The organism is Actinocorallia aurea, from assembly GCF_054783995.1.
The window spans coordinates 17,423-35,218 of record NZ_BAAGPQ010000018.1 but is presented as its reverse complement, the minus strand read 5'-3'; the positions used below and the strand labels follow the sequence as shown (position 1 = coordinate 35,218).

Here is a 17,796-nt window from a genome sequence, read left to right as displayed (position 1 = left end):
CATCGGTTCGCGGACCGATCCCCCACAGCGAAGGTGCCCCTGGTGAGCAAGCGGACAGAAGGCGCGGAGCCCGACGGCTCCCTCGACGAAGCGGCCTCCACGTTCGTCGAGCTACGACCGCGCCTCTTCGGCATCGCCTACCGGGTGCTCGGCGGCGCCGCGGAAGCCGACGACGTCGTCCAGGAGGTCTGGCTGCGCTGGCAGGACTGCGAGCGGTCCGCCGTCGACAACCCGCCCGCGTTCCTCGCGATGATCGCCACCCGGCTGTCCCTCAACGCCCTGCGGGCCGCCAAAGCGCGCCGCGAGACCTACGTCGGCCCGTGGCTGCCCGAACCCGTCGACACCAGCGCCGACCCGGCCCTCGGCGCCGAGCGCGGCGAGGCGCTCGAACTCGCCCTGCTCCTGCTGCTGGAGAGGCTGACCCCGACCCAGCGCGCCGCCTACATCCTCCGCGAGGCGTTCGACCACCCCTACGAGCAGATCGCCGAGATCCTGGAGCTGACGCCGGAGAACGCCCGCCAACTCGTCCGGCGCGCCCGCACCCGTCTGGCCGCCGAGCGGCACGCGGCGATCGACGCCGGCGCGCACCGCCGCCTCACCCTGGCCTTCCTCGCGGCGGCCCACGACGGCGACGTCGGCGCGCTCAAGAGCCTGTTCGCCGCCGACATCGCCAGCCGCACCGACGGCGACGGGCGCAGGGGCGCGGCCCGCTTCCCGCTGCTGGGCGCCGACCGGGTGGCCAGGTTCGTCGCCGGCATGGAGGGCCCGATCCTGAAGCGCTCGAAGATCGAGCTGGTCGAGGTCAACGGCCGCGCGGGCGCGCTCATCGACCGGCCCGGGCGCGACCTTGTGCTCTTCACCTTCGAGGCCTCACACCTGGGCGTCCACCAGCTCCTGTGGTACGTGGGGCCGAAGATCGACAGGTTCCTGCGCACCAGCCCGCGGGAGCCCTGGACGGCCTGAGCCGGCGACCCCGTCACAGATCGCGGTGCTGTCCGGTCATTCCTTGACCGACGCGACGAGGGAGACGATCACATGGCGGAGGCCGGACGGCCGCGCGGGAGCGGCGGACCGGAGGATCTCGACGAGGCCGCGGCGGTCTTCACCGCCGCACGGCCGCGCCTGTTCGGCATCGCCTACCGGATGCTCGGCAGCGCAGGCGAGGCCGAGGACGTGATCCAGGACGTGTGGCTGCGCTGGCAGGCCTACGACCGCGGGTCCGTGGCCAGCCCCGCCGCCTTCCTGACCACGGCGACGACCAGGCTCGCGATCAACGTCCTGCAGTCGGCGCGGGTCCGCCGGGAGTCCTATGTCGGGCCCTGGCTGCCCGAACCCGTCGACACCGCCGCCGATCCGTTCCTCGGCGCGGAGCGCGGCGAGGCGCTCAGCCTGGCGGTCCTGCTGGTCCTGGAGCGCCTGACGCCCACCGAGCGGGCCGCGTTCGTCCTGCGGGAGGCCTTCGAGTACCCGTATCCACAGATCGCCGAGATCGTCCGGGTGAACCCGGCCACGGCCAGAAAGCTCGTCAGCAGGGCCCGCAGGCACCTGTGGTCCGAGCGCAGGGCCCCGGTGCCCGACGCCGAACACCGGGCCCTGCTCACCGCCTTCGTCGCCGCCGCGCGGGCCGGGGACCTCGCGGGCCTGGAGAAGCTGCTCGCCGCCGACGTCGTCAGCTACTCCGACGGAGGCGGCGGCTTCCACGCGGCCCGGGTGCCCGTCATCGGCGCGGCCCGCGTGGCCAGGTTCACCGAGGTGGTCGCCCGGCGCAAGTGGCAGAATCTCGACGTCGGCTGGGGTGAGGTGAACGGGGAACTCGCCGCGCTGCTGCGGCACGACGGCGCGGTGGTGACGGTCCTGGCCGTCGGCGCCTCGGCCCAAGGCATCGACCGAATCCTGTGGATGGTCGACCCTGCCAAGATCAGCGCGGCCTCGGCCGCCGTATGAGCCCGCTCACCTGCGGTGGGTCACACCGCGACAGGGTGCCCGGTCATAGTGGGCGAACGAAGGAGAACGACGTGCCCACGAGTCCGACGGCAGGAACGCTCTCGCTCGCGGAGATGCTCGACGAGCGGCGGCACCTGCTGGAGATCGCCACCTGGATGTTCGACCCGGCGGCGGCCGACGAGATCGTCCAGGCGACCTACCGGCGCTGGTACGCGCTCGCCGCACGGGACCGCGCGGGCATCGCGGCGCCCCGGGCCTGGCTCGCCAGGACCGCCGGAGGCATCTGCCTCGACCTGCTCGCCGCGACCGCCCCGGGCGGCGTGCCGCCGGTCCTCCCCGACGATCCGGCGCCGCCGCGCCCGCCCGGCCCCGATCCCGTCGCCGAGTGGCTGCGGTGCAACCCCCAGCGGGAGCACACCGACCCGCGCCTGCTCGCCGGGCACGACGCCGCCGTGCGCAGGTTCGCCGGGGCCTGCGCCGTGGGGGACGCGGCGGCTGTGCGCAGGCTCCTCGCCGAGGACGCGATCGCGGTGACCGACGGCGGCGGCAAGGTGCGTGCGGCGGTCGAACCGGTCCGGGGAGCGGCGGCGGTGGCGGGGTTCGTCACCGAACTGCTGGCCGGGGAACCGAGGCCCGCGGCCTCCGTCGGTTCCGTCAACGGCCGGGCGGGCGTGGTGCTGCGCGCGGCGGACCGGACCGTGGCGGTGGTCAGCGCCAGCGTCGCGGGCGACACCGTCATCGCCGTATGGATCATGCTGAACCCGGACAAGCTGCGGCACTGGCAGCGCGCCGTCCCGCGAGAGGAGACGGGGACTTGAGCGATCCGCCAGGGGACGCCGGGTTCCGGACGCTGCACACGGCCCGCGTCGCGGTGGGCGGCGGCGATCTCGCGCACGGCCGCGCGAGCGGCGAAGCACGCTCCGCCGACGGGACGCTCGCCTTCGACCTGCGCATGCCCGCCGAACTGGGCGGCGACGCCGCGGGCCCGAACCCCGAGCAGCTCCTCGCGGCGGCTTTCGCCGCCTCCCTGCACGCCGAACTCGCCCTGCTCGCCCGCGGCCACCTGCTCGACCCCGCCCCGATCACGGTCGAGGCGACCGTCGCCGTGGGCCCGGACCCGTCCGCCCCCGGCCACGTCCTCCGGGCGTCCGTCGAGGTCGCCTGGCCGGGTGTCGCCCGCGACGCGGCGGCCCGCCTCCTCGCCCGGGCGGTCGCGCGCTGCCCCTACGCGAAGCTCGCGGAGCACGGCATCCCCACGACCGTCGTCCTCGCCCCCGACGCCCCCTGACGGTGCGGTTGCGGGACGCGGCACGTGATGTTAGAACTCCTATTTGTATAAAGTATTCAATAGGAGGTCGCTGTGACCGAGCGGGTGCGGCTGGACGTCGACGGACCCATCGCCACGATCACCAATGACAACCCGGCCAAGCACAACGCGTTCGACGACGAGATGGACGCGAGGCTCTTCGCGATCCTGGCGGAACTCGGCGGCGACCCCGGAATCCGGGCCGTCATCTGGCGGGGCGAAGGCAAGTCCTTCTCCTCGGGCCGGGACGTCGCGGCGATCGGCGGCGGCGGGGTCGCCCTGACCCACCACGAGCTGATGAAACGCGGCCACCGCGGCATCCAGCGGCTCTTCGAGCTGGAGGCACCGGTCATCGTCGCGATGAAGGGCTGGTCGATCGGCGCTTCGTTCCAACGGGCGCTGCTCTGCGACCTCCGCGTGGCGGCCGAGGGCGCGCGGATGATGCTGCCCGAAGTCGGCCACGGGGTCGTCCCCGACACCGGCGGGACGGCCCGGCTGTTCCAGATCTGCGGGCACGGGGTGGCCGCCGACATGGTGCTCACCGGACGCGTCATGCCCGCCGCCGAGGCGCTCGGCCACGGCGTCGTCTCCCGGGTCGTCCCCGAGGCCGAACTCGACGCCGTCGTGCGCGAGATGGCCGAGAAGATCGCCGCCGCGCCCAAGGCGACGGTGAACATGGCCCGCCGCACCCTCGCCCACCTGGCCGAGCCGCAGGTCAGGGCGTCGATGGCCGAGGAGCTCATCGCCCAGACGTTCCTCAGCACGTCCCACGACCTGGCCGAGATGCGCAGGGCCCGTGCCGAGAACCGTCCGCCGCACTACACCGGGAGCTGACCATGACCGAGACCCCGCAGGGCCTGCCCGAGCCCCCTCCCGCCGGAGCCAGCGCGCTGCCGCCGGGCACCTTCGAGGGCACGAGCGTGTTCGTCACCGGCGGCGGCACCGGGCTGGGCCGCGCGATCGCCGCCGAGTTCGCGCGGCTGGGCGCCGACCTCGTCATCGCCAGCCGCAAGCAGGAGCACCTGGACCAGGGCGCGGAGGCGCTCCGCGCCCTCGGCGGGCGGGTGCTCGCTGTCCCCTGCGACATCCGCGACCCCGAGCGGATCGCGGCGGCCTTCGACGCGGCGACCGAGGCGTTCGGGCTCGCGGGCGTGCTCGTCAACAACGCGGCGGCCAACTTCCCCGTCCCCGCCGAGGACATGTCGCCCAACGCGTGGCGCACGGTCGTGGACATCACCCTGAACGGGACGTTCTTCTGCGCCCGCGAGTTCGCCCGCCGCCATCTGGAGGCCGGGACGCCCGGCTCGATCGTCAACGTGGGCGCGTCCTACGCCTGGACCGGCGGCCCCGGGTTCGCGCACAGCGCCGCCGCCAAGGCCGGCGTGAAGAACCTCGTGGAGACCCTCGCCGTCGAATGGGGCCCGTACGGCATCCAGGTCAACGGCCTGGTGCCGGGCATGTTCCCGCACGAGGACATGACCGCCGACATCAGGGGCAACCTCGACAGGACGAGCGCCAAGGACGCCTGCCAGCCCGCGCTGCGCGTCGGCCGGCTGCGCGAACTCGGCTGGGCCGCGACCTTCCTCGCCTCCCCGTACGCGCGGTTCGTCTCCGGTCACACCCTCGTGGTGGACGGCGCGAACTGGCAGCGGCGCAGCCTCACCAATCCGCCCGTCGTGCCCGTCCGCGACCAGATGGGCCGCGGCCCGTTCCAGGCGACCTAGACCCGTGGACGTGCGCCTCACCGAGGAGCAGCGGATGCTGCGCGAGGTCGCCGGACGGCTGGCGGCCGGGCACACCCGGGAGCCGGGCCCGGACGACGACGCGCGGGCCTGGGCGGACCTCGCCGAGACCGGCCTCCTCGGCCTGCACACGCCCGAGGCGTGCGGGGGAGGCGGGGCCGGAGCCGTCGAGACCGCCCTGGTCGCCGAACAGCTCGCCGCCGCGCTGTCGCCCGCGCCGTACCTGGCGGCCTCGTGGAGCGCCGCCCTGCTCACCGCGGCGGGCGCCGACGCGGCGCTCCTGGCCGTCAACCGGGGCGGGCTGCGGCTCGCGCCGGTGCTGCGGCCCGACCTGTCGGCGCCCGCCGTCGCCGGGGAAGCCGGGATCGCCGTCGACGCCCGGGGCGCGGTCGCCGGGCTGCTGAGCGGAGCGGACGGCGACCTGCGCGCGGTGGCCCTCGGCCCGCCGACGCGCGGAGCCGACCTCACCCGGACCCTGCGCCCGGTCGCCCCGGACGCCGCCGAGATCGACCTCGGCCTGCCGCTGGGCCGTCCGATCACCGAGGCGGACGCGGTGCGCGTCCAGGCGACGGCCCTGGCCGTCCTGTCCGCCGATCTGCTCGGGACGATGCGGCAGGCCCTCGACGAGGCGGTCGCGCACGTCGCGAGGAGGGAGCAGTTCGGGGTGCCCGTCGGGTCGTTCCAGGCGGTCCAGCACATGGCCGCGCACGCCGCGACCCGCACCGAGGGCTCGCGCGCCGCGATGTGGCACGCCGCCTGGGCCGCGACGCGCCTGCCGCCCGCCGAGGCGCTCCTGGCCGCCCGCCAGGCCAAGGCCTACTGCTCGGAGGCGGCCCTTGAGGTCGCGGAGACCGCCGTGCAGATGCTCGGAGGCATCGCCCTCACCCGCGAGCACCCCGGCCACGTCCGGTTGCGCCGGGTCCTGCTCTCGCGGGCCCTGCTCGGCGACGAGAACGCCCAGTACGCCGCCATCGCCGACCACCGCCTGGCGGGCTGATGGACTTCCACGACACCCCGGGCGAAGCCGCGTTCCGCGCCGAACTGCGCGCCTGGCTGGCCGCGCGCGAGCCTGCCGACCTGCCCCGCGATCCCGACGAGCGGGCCGCCGCCCTGCACCGCTGGCACCGGGAACTGGCCGCCGCCGGATACGTCGGCCTCTCCTTCCCCGAGGGCTACGGAGGCCGCGGCCTGCCGCCCACCCACGAGGCGATCCTCAACGACGAACTGGGCGCGGGCGGGCACCTCCCGCCGCCCGCCATCGGCCATCTCACCCACGCGCTGCGGATCTTCGGCACCGACGCCCAGCGCGCTCGGCACCTGCCCGGGATGCTCGCCTGCACCGAGCGGTGGTGCCAGGGCTTCAGCGAGCCCGACGCGGGCAGCGACCTCGCCTCCGTGCGCACCAGGGCGGTCCTCGACGGCGCCGACTACCGGGTGACCGGGCGGAAGATCTGGACGAGCGAGGCGATGTGGTCCGACTGGTGCCTGCTGCTGTGCCGGACCGGCGGCGCGGGCCACGGCGGCCTGTCGATGCTGCTCGTGCCCTTCGACGCCCCGGGCGTCTCGCGCGACGCGATCACCACCGCGTCGGGCACCCGGGAGTTCGCCGAGGTCGTCTTCGACGGCGCGCGGGTCCCCGCCGAGAACGTGCTGGGGGAGCCCGGCCAGGGCTGGGCCATCGCCATGCGGCTGCTCGGCTACGAGCGCGGCCCCGCCGACATCGGCTGGGTCGCCAGGCTCGGGCGCATGCTCACCCTCCTGGAGCGCGACATCCGCACCGGCGCCGTCGCGGCCGACCGGCCCGCGCGGATCGCGGTGGCGCGCGCCTGGGTGTCCCTGCGCACGCTCGAACTGCACGTTCGGCGCACCCTGTCCGCCCGCCTGGACGGCTCCCCGCCCGGCCCCGAAGGCTCCATCGACAAGCTCCTGCTCACCGAGGCCGACCAGCTCCTGGGGCACGTGATCGTGAACGTCCGGGGCGCGTCGGCACTCGTCGAGGAGGACCCCGTCCTGGACGCCTACCTCTGGTCCCGCGCCCAGTCCCTCTTCGGCGGCACCCAGCAGATCCAGCGCACCATCGTCGCCCAGCGCGTCCTCGGCCTGCCGCGCTGAAACCTTCGATTGAAACGTGTTCTAGTTTGGCCTAGGTTGGCGGCATGATCCTTGAGCGGTTTTCGGTGGCGGGCAAGGTCGCGGTGGTGACCGGAGCGGGACGGGGCATCGGGGCGGCGAGCGCCCTGGGGCTGGCGCAGGCCGGGGCGGACGTGGTCCTGTCCGCCCGGACCGAAGAGCAGTTGCGCAAGGTGGCGGCCGAAATCGAGGCGCTGGGCAGGCGCGCCCTCGTCGTCCCGGCCGACCTCAGCGACCTCGCCGCCGCCGCGGGGCTGGCCGAGGCCGCCGCCGCCGAGTTCGGCCGGATCGACATCGTCGTCAACAACGTCGGCGGCGCCATGCCGAACGCCTTCACGGCCACCAGCGACCGGGCGCTCAAGAACGCGTTCCACTTCAACGTGTCGACCGCGCACGCGCTCACCCGCGCCGCGGTGCCGCACCTGCTGGAGACCCGGGGGAGCGTCATCAACATCTCCTCGGCCGTCGGCAGGATCGCCGGGCGCGGCTACCTCGCCTACGGCACCGCCAAGGCCGCGCTCGCCCACTACACCCGGCTCGCCGCCCTCGACCTGGCGCCGAAGATCCGGATCAACGCCGTCGCCGCGGGCTCCGTCGCCACCTCCGCGCTCGACATCGTCATGTCCAGCGACGAACTGCGCACCGCGATGGAGGCCGGCACCCCGCTCGGCCGGATCGCCGACCCCGAGGACATCGCCGCGGCGGTCCTCTACCTCGCCTCGCCCGCGGGCTCCTACCTCACCGGCAAGGTCCTCGAGGTCGACGGAGGCATCGGCGCGCCCCCGCTCGACATGGGCATCCCCGACCTCTGATCATCTTCCCGGGGCGCGGGCCGAACCTTCCCGGTGCCGTGATGATCGTAGGTGGGTGAAAGCCGGGCCTTGACATCGGCCCGGCTCCGACGAGGGGATGCGAGATGTCCTATCCAGAGACCCTGTACCCGGCGGACACGGGTGAGGTCAGCGCGGTGCTCAGGGCCGCCGACGCGGCGGCGGACCTGTCGATCGCCGGCACGACCGGCGTCCACTACCTGGCCACCGGGGCGAGCACCGGAGGCCAGTACGGGCTCTACCGGTGGGAGATGGGCGAGGCGCCCTCAGGGCCCGGAGCCCACTTCCACAAGACGATCTCCGAGGCCTTCTACGTCCTCGACGGGACCGTCGCCCTCTACAACGGAGAGACCTGGCACACCGCGTCACCGGGCGAGTTCCTGTTCGTCCCGCCCGGCGGCGTCCACGCGTTCCGCAACCCCGACGGCCCGGCCAGCATGCTTCTGCTCTTCGCGCCCGGCGCACCCCGCGAAGGCTATTTCGAGGAACTTGCCGAGATAGCCGAGACCGGCCGGAACCTCACCGCCGAGGAATGGACCGACCTGTGCCGGCGGCACGACCAGTACATGGTCTGATCCGCGTACCGGCCTGACCCGTGTGATGGCCTGACCCGAGCGGCTCCCCGGCTTCCGTGCCGGGGAGCCGCTCGCGCTACGTTCCGGGCCGGTAGTCGGGCAGGGCGGTGAAGGCGGGGCTGAAGGTGAGGCGCTGGTCCAGGGTGCGGAGCCAGGCGCGGGCCTGCGTCAAGGGGTGGTCGGGGAACTGGGCGTCGTACTGGGGCGAGTCCGCGCGGTTGGCGGGGAGCTTGCCGTTGAGGTCGGGGGCGTACGGGTGCGGCTCGAACGACATGCCCGTCTGGGCCATCACCATGGCCTCGCGCATGCCCGTCACCGGGCCCTCGTCCTGCATGTACGTGACGACGACGGTCTGCGTCGCCTTCGCGAAGAACACCGAGACGGCGAAGATGAGGCCCCTGCCCGCAGGGTGGGGCACCTTGAAGACCTGCGCCATGCCGCGGTTCCCGCCGACCCGGGCCTCGTTCGCCTCGATGAGGCACCCGGTCTGGCCGTAGTCCTCGGCGAGCTTGCGGCGCGCCTGGTCCAGCGCGTCGAGCCAGTGGGGCTCGGTGAGCGGGAAGTCCTGGAGCTTCAGCCCCGACTTCGCGCCCGTCGCGGGATCGATCCACATCCCGCCGCCGCCGTCCTGGAGCCCTGCTGTGCTGAGCGTCGCGGCGTCCCCGGACGGCGCGGGAGCCGCGGGGTACTGCTGCGCGGCGGCCGCGGGCGGCGCGGGGTAGGGCTGCGCGGACGGCGCGGGCGCGCCGGAGTACTGCGGGGACGGCGCGGGCGCGCCGGGGTACTGCGGGGGCGGGGCCGCGTACTGGGGCGGGCCGGGAGGGCTCGGGTACTGCGGCGGCGTGCTCGGGTACTGCGGCGGGGCCGCCGGGTACTGGGGAGCGGCCTGCTGCGGCGGCCCGGCGGGGTAGGGGGCGGCGGGGTACGGAGGCGTCAGGTACGGCGGCTGCACCCCCTGGTAGGACGGAGCCGGCGGATACTGCGCGGGGTACTGCGGCGGCGGCGCGGCCTGGTAGGGCGGCGGGTACTGCGGGGTGCCATAGGCGGGGGCCGGAGGGTACGGCTGGGGATAGGGCGGGGGAGTGTGCTGCTGGGGTGCGCCGTAAGGCGGCGCTGCCTGCTGGTAGGGAAGGACCGGAGGCTGCTGCTGGAAGGGCGAGGGGGGCTGCTGGAGCGGCGCCTGGTAGCCGCCGTGCCCCTGCGGCTGCGCGAAGCTTGGCTCCGGCGCGGGGAACAGCAGCGCCGACGCGTCGACGTCCCAGCCCTCGGACCCGCCTCCGCCCATCCGGCAGCGCGCGTTCACCTCGTGCGGCGCGCCCAGCCGGAACGCGTCGGTCAGCGACCGGACGACGCGGTCGGCGATGTCGGCGATCTGTTCCGGCGACGGATGCGCGATCGACATCCCCCAGGAGGGATTCGTGTCGAACCAGCCGATCTCCCGGAGCGCGTTCCGGCCCGCCTCGTCGAGCTTGAGCCGCTCGTCCCGGCAGTGCTGGTCGGTCAGCGTCGCGATCAGCTTCCCGTCGATCAGGCCGAGGTTGACATGCCGGTCGCCGGGCGCGTACAGGATGAGAACGGCGTCCTGCGGCATGGTCCGCAGATATTCACTCAACGCCCGAGAATACGAGCCCCAGTCGGTCATGGTCTGCAATTCTAGGGCGATCTAGATCACGAAGGTCGGATTCCCCGCAGTTCGCGGCGCAGCAGCTTGCCGCTGCCGGTCTTGGGCAGCTCGGGAAGGAAGGCGATCTGCCTCGGGTACTTGTAGGCGGCGAGGCGCTCCTTGCAGAAGGCGATGAGTTCGCCCTCCGTCACATGGCGGCCCGGGCGGAGGCTGACGAAGGCCTGCACCGTCTCGCCCCGGTAAGGGTCGGGGACGCCTACGACGGCGGCCTCGTGCACGGCGGCGTGCTCGTAGAGGACGTCCTCGACCTCCCTGGGCCAGACCTTGTAGCCGCCCGCGTTGATCTGGTCCTTCTTGCGGTCGACGATGTAGAACCAGCCTTCGGCGTCCCGGTAGCCGACGTCGCCGGTGTGCAGCGCGCCGTCGCGGAAGGTCGCGGCGGTCGCCTCGGGCTTCTCCCAGTACCCCGGCACCACCTGCGGCCCGGAGACGACGATCTCGCCGACCTCCCCGGCGGGCAGCGCCGCGCCGTCGTCGCCGACGACCCGGACGACGGTGCCGTGGACCGGGACGCCGACCGACAGCGCCCCGCTCGCCGCGTCGACGGGCGCGGCCGACCCCAGCGGGACGGCCAGCGCCGGCGACGTGGTCTCGGTGAGGCCGTAGATGTTGTGGATGTACGCCCCGAACCTGTCGGCGAACTCCTCGACGACGGAGGGCGGGATCGGGGCCCCGCCGGAGTAGACGGTCCTTAGCGTGCGCAGCGCCTCGCCGTCGGCGTTCGCGGCGCCCATCAGCGCCCGGAAGACGGTGATCGAGCCGACCGTGAACGTCGCGCCCGACGCGCGGATCACGTCGACGGCCAGGGAGGGCTCGAACCGGTGGAAGAGCACCAGGGGCGCGCCGGTCAGCAGGGAGAGCGCGATGTGCCCGATCAGCCCCGTGACGTGGAAGAGCGGGGCCACCCCCAGGATCACGTCGGCCGAGCCGGTCCCCGTCCAGTCGCGGTAGACCGCGGCGGTGAAGACGATGTTGCCGTGGGTGTTCAGCGCGCCCTTGGGCGGGCCGGTCGTCCCGGAGGTGTAGGTGAGCACCGCGACGTCGTCAGGCACGAGCCGCGCCTTCGGCGGCCGTCGGCCCGCGCACCGCTCGATCACCTCTTCCAGGTCGAGCGCGCCGGGACAGGCGAGGCGCTCCGAACCGGCGAAGGCACGCGGGTCGTCCCGGCTCTGGTACCGCAGCTCCGAGGTGGTGAAGACCGTCCCGTCGAAGACCTCCCTGACGCCCGCGTACAGGCCCTCCAGGCAGACGACCGCCTTCGCGCCGCTGTCGCGCAGCAGCCCGTCCACCTCCCGCGGCTTGCACATCGGGTTCACCGCCACGGCGATGGCCCCGGCCTTCCACACGCCGAGCAGCGCGACCACGAACTGCGGCACGTTCTGGAGGTGGAGCGCGACCCGGTCGCCGCGCCGCACTCCCGCGTCGAGGAGCCCGCAGGCGAACGCGTCGGACAGCTCGTCGAGCCCGCGCCGCGTCAGCACCCCGTCGAAGTACCGCACGATCGGCTCCTCCGGCCCCCGCCGCACCGCCGCCTCGAACATCTCCGCCGCGCTGGTGAACTCCACCGCGCCCTCACCCGTACCGATCGCCCCCACGCCCACTCCTCGCCTAGCGCTCGCTCCGCACCAGCCGACCATGCCGTCCCCATCGTGACGCACTCGACCTCGCCGAACTCGGCACCCTCGGCGCGGATCATCCCATTCTTCATGAAGGACCCGAACGCGGCGCAGACCGGCCTCCTCCCTCGCCGATCTCGCCTCATCGCGCACCTTCCGGACCAGCGTCCGCCCGTCACGCGTTCCCGGGCCGCACCGACCCCGGACGAACCCCCGGCGGCCGCCCGGGCCGGGGCCGCCGCCAAGGGCCCAGGACCCGCCCTCTTCCCGCTCGCGCATCCCGTCCCATCCCACGACGATCCCGCCCGCGCATCCGTGCCGACATCCCCCAATTCCATGATCCTCACCGCAGAACCCGCACCTCGCCCCGGAAGCGCATTGACAGGGTCCCCGGTGGTTCGGAGGATGGGGCCGCCGGCCTTCCCGGTGGTCGCCACCGGGTTCTGCGCGGCGACGCGGGCGGACCGCCGGTGTCCGGGGCGCGCGACGGCATGTCGCGGGCAGGGTCAGCCAGGCCGAATGCGCAAGGCTGAGAGGGGACGGGCAGGGGCGTGATCGAGGGCGGGCGGGTCGCCGGGGCCGGCGGGATCGGGGTGGCGTATCTGGCCGTGGGGGCTGGGGCGACGCTGGTGGTGGTGCACGGCACGATGAGCGACGGGCTGGAATGGGGCGCGGTCGCCGCCCTGCTCCGGGACCGCTTCCGCGTCGTGCTGCCCGACAGGCGGGGCTACGGCCGTTCCGACTCCGGTCGGGTCCGCGATCTGGAGTGCGAGGCGGCCGACCTCCTCGCGGTCATCGACCATCTCGACGGCCCCGTCGCCCTCCTCGGGCACTCCTACGGCGGGCGCGTCGCCTTGGAGGCGGCGGTCCGCGCCCGACCCGGCGCGATCGGCCGCCTGATGCTGTACGAGCCCGCGTTCTCCTCGATTCCCCGGCAGGTCCTCGCCCGGGCGTCCGCGCTGGAAGAGGAAGGCCGCCTGGAACAGGCGCTCACCCTCCTGCTCGCCTCGATGCCCGGCGTCGCCGTCCCGCAGCGCACCCGCGACGACCTGCGCGTCTGGGGACGTCTCGTCGGGATGGCCCGCCACGTCATCGAGGAGGCCGCCGCCGTGCACGAGATCCCGCCGGACCCGGCCCGGTACCGGCACCTGGCGATGCCCGTCGACCTCCTCGTGGGCGCCGAGAGCCCGCCGACCGCCCGCACGGCCGAGGCCGTCCTCACCCGTGTCCCGCGCCTCACCACGACGCTCCTCGACGGCCAGGGCCACACCGCCCACCAGGCGGCCCCCGACGCCTTCGCCGCCACGCTCACCCGGCTGATCCAGGGCGGGTGAGCATCGCGCCGGTGCGGGTCGGACACGGAGCCGCCGGGTCCCGCGGTTCTGTCGGTGCCGCGCACTAGCGTGCGGTTCCGAGACGGAGCGGGGGTGGACCACGTGTGGGAGCGGGTCGCGCGAACGGTCAGGGCGGGTAGGACGGCGGACGTGGTCGCGATCGTGGGCGGGCTCGACGCGGGGGCGCGCAAAGAGGCCGGGGCGAGGCTGCCGGTCCTGGTGCGGGAACTCGGCCTCGACTCCTGGGGCGGCGACCGCAGGTCCGGGGCGTTCCGGGTGGCGGGGGCGGGATGCCTGGGCGGGGCGGCGGCCGTGGCCGCGTGGCTGAACCGCAGGGAACTGCGGATGCCGTCCTGGCGCGACGCCGATGAGGACACCGCGCACGCGATCCTTTCCGTGCTGGAAGACCGGCCGCGTCCTTGGCGGCTCGACCTGGCCGGGCGGCTGGCGGCACGCCTGCGCCTGTCCGAGATGGAGGACCACGACGCCGACCGGATCCTGTGGGACGTCGCGGCCGGCCTCCTGCGCGCGGAGGGCGAGCCACCGCCGGCGACGGCGGCCTTCGCCGCGGGCTGGGTGCTCTTCCGGCCGGACGAGCCCGCCTCGGCGGACCCGTTCTTCCCCACCCTGGCGCCGGTCCTCTTCGCCGAGGACGGCCTGGGCCGGATCCTCTTCGAGCAGGCGCCGTTCGCACGCCCGCGGGTCCCGGAGGCCTCCGCGTCGTCGGCCTTCGCCGAGCAGATCGTCGCGCACACGCCGCGGGAGGACCTCCTCGAAGGATGCGTGCGCAGGCTGCTGCGCGGCGGCGACGGGATGCGCATCGCCTGGTACGTCACGCTGCACGCCCGCCTCGCGCCCACCGCTGCGGAGTCGGCAGCCCGCCTGCGCGACTACCTCAGGCTGCTGCCGAACGCCGCGCCGCCCGTCGTCGAGGCAGCGTTCGCCCAGGTCAAGGCGGTCGACGCCGCGGTAGGCCTCACCGAGGAGGCTTTCGCCGAGGCCGCGGGCGCACTGCTGTTCCGTCCCGAGCGCAAACTGCTCAGATCGGTCCTCGGCTGGCTCGACAGGACCGCCTCGGGACGGGAGAGCGCCGCGGTCTCCGCCGCCGCGGACGCCTTCGCGATCGACCACGCCGACACGCGCGAACGCGCCGTGCGGCTCGCCGTGCGCCACCGCGGCGCGGTCGATCCCCGCACCGCAGAAGCGGTCCGGGAGGCCGCTCGCCACCTGCCCGGCGCCCTGCGCGCCAAGGTCGCCGCCGCGTACGGCGGGGCGGCCGGGCCCGTCCGCGACGCTCTCCCGGCGCCGCACCCGGTGGCGCCACGGGAGCTCGACCCTCCGATCGCCTCACCGGCCGCGCTCCTGCCCGAGGTGCTCGCCCACCTGCGCGAGCCCGACGCCGCCCCCTGGGCCGAGGTCGAGCGCCTGGTCGCCGGGCTCGTCGCGCACGGCAGGGGAGTCTTCCGTGAAGCGCGCGCACACGCCGAGAAGCATCCCTGGCTCCTGCGCGGGGACCCTTACGGCCACATGGAGGGCGTCGAGATCGTCTTCAACGCGCTCGTCCGGGACAGACCGCGCGGCTCACTCGACGAGGAGCTCACGACCCGTCGCGCGAACGCCGCGCGCCCGTCCTCCCGGCCCGCGCCCGCGGCGTTCCTGCGCGGGCGCTTCGTGGAAGCCGCCTTGCACCTGGGCGACCCTCTCCTGCTCGCCACCCCGACGAGTTCCACGGGCCACCTCGATCCTGAGGTGTTCGCCGCCCGGCTGCGCACCTTGGAAGAGGCGGGCACCGAGCCCGGCCCGACGGACCTGGCACAGGCGCTGCTGCGGCTCCCGCACGGCACCGGCCCGCTGCCCGCCCTCGCCGGCCTCGGCTCACCCGCCGCGAAGAAGGCCCGCTCCTGGCTCGCCTCCGGCGGCCCACCGGAGCCGGACGCCGCGTTCTGCGCCGCGATCGCCCGCCGTGTCGCGGGTTTGACGGCGCGGCCCGGCGGGCGCTTCGCCGAGGCCGTCCGGCATCCCGCAGCGCCCGAGCCGCTGCCCGAGGCGTCCGTGCTGCTGGAGGCCAGGCCCTGGCTGTTCGGCGATCAGGCCACGACCTCCTGGTGGCCGTCGATGCTGCCCTCGCACCGCGAGCTGACGGCCGCGCACCTCATCGGGCAGATCGGGCGCTGGCCCGACGAACGCCACGGCCAGGGCGCCGTCGCCCTCGGCCTGGCCGACGCGACGGGCCCCACCGGCCGGGCGACGGCGGCGGTCCTGCTGTTCGCCCTGTCGTCCAGGCATGCGGCGGAGCGCGCCGGAGCCCTTGACGCCGTCGTCTCCTTCGCCGCCCAGGACGCCCTTCCGGCCGCCGACATCGGCGTCCTCCTGGGGATGTTCGCCGCGTCCGACCAGGTCGTGCTCCCCCGGATCGTCGGAGCCCTCACCGAAGCATTCCGCGCGGGGGTCCCCCTGTGGCCCCTGTTCGCCGAGGCGGTCCCGGCCCTCCTGCCGTCCCCCGGCGACCCACCCGTCCGCGGCCTCAACGACCTCCTCGCCCTCGCCACCCGCACCGCCGAGACCCACCGCGTCCGCGCCGCCCTCCCCGCCCTCGCCACCTGGACCCCGCCCTCCCGCACCTCCCGCACCGCCAAGGAGGCCGCAGCCCTCCACACCGCCCTCACCACACCCTGACCGTCTTGAGCCCCGCGTCCACGAGCGCGCGGACGGCGCGCCCCGTCGCGAGGGCGGCTGACGGGCCTGTGCCCGGCCGCGCGCGATCTTCCCCGCGGCGGCGCCTCCGTGATCGGAAGTCGGCGCGCATATTCGGGTGGGAGGGTCGTAAGCGGACGCTACGGTCGGCGCGGGCGAGCGGAGACCTGCCGTAGATGACGGGACTGGGCAGGTGGTGCGTTTCGAGGTGGCGCCCGTGCCGGAGGGGCCGGTGCTCAAGGCGTCGGACTTCCGGGTCTACTTCTGGGAGTTCAGCCCGGAAGGCGTCTGGTTGAACTGCTCGGACGAGTACGAGGTGCGCGGGGTGGCGGAAGTGGGCGGGTTTCTGGGGTTTGCGCAGGGGTGCGCTGGGGCGGGGGTGGCGTGACTTCGCCGTTATACAAGTTTCCCTACTTGGTCGGTAGGTTAACGGCGTGACCAGCGCACTTGATCTCAATGACGCACGGCGGTTGCGGGCGGACCGGGCCCGGCAGGTGGCGGATCTGCTTCGGTGCCAGATCCAGCGCGGCGCCTTCGAGAGCGGCGTGCTGCCCAAGGAGGAGCGGATCGTCGCCGAGTTCGGCACGACCCGCAACGCCGTCCGCGACGCCCTCGACCTCCTGCGTGCCGAAGGGCTCGTGGAGCGCCTGCCCGGCGTCGGCACGCTCGTGACCGCGGTCAAGGTCCCGCACGGGCTGCACCGGCTGCTCGGCCTCAACGAGACCCTGCGCGAACACGGCGAGATCGTCAACGAGCTGCGGGCGGGCGGCGTCATCACGCCGCCCGCCGCGATCAGCGCCCGCCTCGGCCTGCCCGAAGGCGGGCCGGCCGTCTACATCGAACGACCGCGCCGACCTGCCCGGTCGCGACGACGCCGCCTGGTTCGCCCATCTGAACGTGCGACGGGCTGCCGACGGACGGATGGAGTTCGTCCGCGTCCCGGTGGCCGACTACCTCGTCGAGGTCGACGGCTTCACCGTGCCGAGCCAGGGCGACCGGACCGTCCTGGAGAGCTTCGCACCCATGGAGTTCGCCCCGTCCTCCCGCATCCCGGCGGGCGGGGGCGCGCCGGCGGCGGCGCGCTCGCCCCGCATCCTCGAACTCCTCGCCCTCGCCGAGACCGCACCGGGCGTCGCGTCCTTCACGCCCTACCTGGCCGACCCCGACCCGAAGGTCCGGCGCGCCGCCGTCGCGACCCTCACCGAGACCGTCCCGGAGGGGTTCGCGCCCGTCCTCGCCGGGGCGCTCGACGACGCGCACGCCTCGGTCCGGCACGCGGCCGCCGCCGCGCTGCGCGAGCTCGTCGAGGTGGTCCCGCCCGGCCCGGATCTCGCCGCCGCGCTGTGCGCCCCGCACGCCGACCCGGTGGCCCGCGCCGCGTGCCTGGACGTGCTGCGCGCGCTGCGCCTGGGCGACCCCGGCCTGTTCCAGGACGCACTCACCGACCAGGACCAGCGGGTCCGTCTCCAGGCGGTGCGCGGTCTTGTGTCACTGGACGCGGCAGGGGGCGTCGCGCAGGCCGCCGCGGACCCGTCAAGGGAGGTGCGGATCACTGTGGCGGCCGGGCTGGGCCAGCTCGCCGCTCCCGCCGCGCGCGAGGCCCTGCGCACCCTGGCCGCGGACGCCGATCCGCTCGTGCGCGCGGCGGCTCTGAAGGCGTTCGCCGCCTATGACGGGGCGCCCGAGATCTCCGTCGACGCGCTCGCCGATCCGTCGTGGGAGGTCAGGGCCGGAGCCGCCGCGGCGCTCGCCGCGGCCCCCGCCCGAGGCGGGGATCTGGCCGGCGCGCTCGCGGACCCGCACCTGGACGTTCGCAAGGCCGCGGTGATCGCGCTCGCCGCCCATCCGGCCGCCGAAGCCCGCGACGCGGCCCTCACCGGCGCCCTCGCCGACTCCGACGCCGACGTCAGGGCCTACGCCCGCAGAGCCCTGGAGAACTGA

At 74.6% G+C, this 17,796-nt stretch carries 16 protein-coding genes and 1 pseudogene; 15 read left to right on the top strand and 2 right to left on the bottom strand.

Annotation, left to right across the window (positions count from 1 at the left end; genetic code table 11):
* Positions 1–42: 42 nt before the first annotated feature.
* From ACYVOM_RS22940 to ACYVOM_RS22895, 10 genes are all read left to right on the top strand, one after another.
* A complete protein-coding gene (locus tag ACYVOM_RS22940) occupies positions 43–963 on the top strand; it encodes a sigma-70 family RNA polymerase sigma factor (RefSeq protein ID WP_460305520.1) in 921 nt (306 codons plus the stop codon).
* Positions 964–1,035: 72 nt separating this feature from the next.
* Complete coding sequence (locus tag ACYVOM_RS22935) at positions 1,036–1,944, top strand: RNA polymerase sigma-70 factor (RefSeq protein ID WP_460305519.1); 909 nt, start codon at positions 1,036–1,038, stop codon at positions 1,942–1,944.
* 71 nt (positions 1,945–2,015) lie between these two features.
* A complete protein-coding gene (locus ACYVOM_RS22930) occupies positions 2,016–2,762 on the top strand; it encodes a sigma-70 family RNA polymerase sigma factor family protein (protein WP_460305518.1) in 747 nt (248 codons plus the stop codon).
* Positions 2,759–3,232 (top strand): OsmC family protein, encoded by a 474-nt coding sequence (locus ACYVOM_RS22925; RefSeq protein WP_460305517.1) that lies wholly within the window; start codon positions 2,759–2,761, stop codon positions 3,230–3,232. Before ACYVOM_RS22930 ends, ACYVOM_RS22925 begins: the two co-directional genes overlap by 4 nt.
* A 72-nt stretch (positions 3,233–3,304) precedes the next feature.
* Positions 3,305–4,084: an enoyl-CoA hydratase/isomerase family protein gene (locus ACYVOM_RS22920; protein ID WP_460305516.1), complete on the top strand. Its 780-nt coding sequence runs from the start codon at positions 3,305–3,307 to the stop codon at positions 4,082–4,084.
* Positions 4,085–4,086: 2 nt separating this feature from the next.
* Positions 4,087–4,974 (top strand): SDR family oxidoreductase, encoded by an 888-nt coding sequence (locus ACYVOM_RS22915; protein WP_460305515.1) that lies wholly within the window; start codon positions 4,087–4,089, stop codon positions 4,972–4,974.
* Positions 4,975–4,984: 10 nt separating this feature from the next.
* On the top strand, positions 4,985–5,989 hold the full coding sequence (locus ACYVOM_RS22910; RefSeq protein WP_460305514.1) for an acyl-CoA dehydrogenase family protein: 1,005 nt from the start codon (positions 4,985–4,987) through the stop codon (positions 5,987–5,989).
* Positions 5,989–7,104 carry an acyl-CoA dehydrogenase family protein gene (locus tag ACYVOM_RS22905; RefSeq protein WP_460305513.1) on the top strand — a complete coding sequence of 372 codons (1,116 nt, stop codon included), beginning with the start codon at positions 5,989–5,991 and terminating at the stop codon, positions 7,102–7,104. Before ACYVOM_RS22910 ends, ACYVOM_RS22905 begins: the two co-directional genes overlap by 1 nt.
* Positions 7,105–7,148: 44 nt before the next feature.
* Positions 7,149–7,934 carry an SDR family oxidoreductase gene (locus ACYVOM_RS22900; protein ID WP_460305512.1) on the top strand — a complete coding sequence of 262 codons (786 nt, stop codon included), beginning with the start codon at positions 7,149–7,151 and terminating at the stop codon, positions 7,932–7,934.
* Between the two features lie 104 nt (positions 7,935–8,038).
* Positions 8,039–8,527, top strand: a complete 489-nt coding sequence (locus ACYVOM_RS22895; protein WP_460305511.1) for a cupin domain-containing protein — start codon at positions 8,039–8,041, stop codon at positions 8,525–8,527.
* Between the two features lie 76 nt (positions 8,528–8,603).
* Here the strand turns inward: ACYVOM_RS22895 and ACYVOM_RS22890 are convergent, their stop codons facing one another.
* Positions 8,604–10,169, bottom strand: a complete 1,566-nt coding sequence (locus ACYVOM_RS22890) for a TY-Chap domain-containing protein (RefSeq protein WP_460305510.1) — start codon at positions 10,167–10,169, stop codon at positions 8,604–8,606.
* A gap of 26 nt (positions 10,170–10,195) precedes the next feature.
* Positions 10,196–11,806, bottom strand: a complete 1,611-nt coding sequence (locus ACYVOM_RS22885; protein ID WP_460305509.1) for an AMP-binding protein — start codon at positions 11,804–11,806, stop codon at positions 10,196–10,198.
* A 572-nt stretch (positions 11,807–12,378) separates the two neighbouring features.
* On the opposite strand from ACYVOM_RS22885, the gene ACYVOM_RS22880 reads away from it, so the two are divergent.
* From ACYVOM_RS22880 to ACYVOM_RS22860, 5 genes and pseudogenes are all read left to right on the top strand, one after another.
* Entirely contained in the window at positions 12,379–13,161 is a 783-nt protein-coding gene (locus ACYVOM_RS22880) for an alpha/beta fold hydrolase (protein ID WP_460305508.1), read from the top strand.
* A 93-nt stretch (positions 13,162–13,254) separates the two neighbouring features.
* A complete protein-coding gene (locus tag ACYVOM_RS22875) occupies positions 13,255–15,837 on the top strand; it encodes a hypothetical protein (protein ID WP_460305507.1) in 2,583 nt (860 codons plus the stop codon).
* Between the two features lie 211 nt (positions 15,838–16,048).
* The gene (locus ACYVOM_RS22870; RefSeq protein WP_460305506.1) at positions 16,049–16,243 is read left to right on the top strand and encodes a hypothetical protein; all 195 of its coding nucleotides are present in this window, start codon (positions 16,049–16,051) and stop codon (positions 16,241–16,243) included.
* A 46-nt stretch (positions 16,244–16,289) separates the two neighbouring features.
* A pseudogene (locus ACYVOM_RS22865) lies at positions 16,290–16,466 on the top strand (GntR family transcriptional regulator); the annotation flags it as partial.
* Positions 16,467–16,752: 286 nt separating this feature from the next.
* Complete coding sequence (locus tag ACYVOM_RS22860) at positions 16,753–17,796, top strand: HEAT repeat domain-containing protein (RefSeq protein ID WP_460305505.1); 1,044 nt, start codon at positions 16,753–16,755, stop codon at positions 17,794–17,796.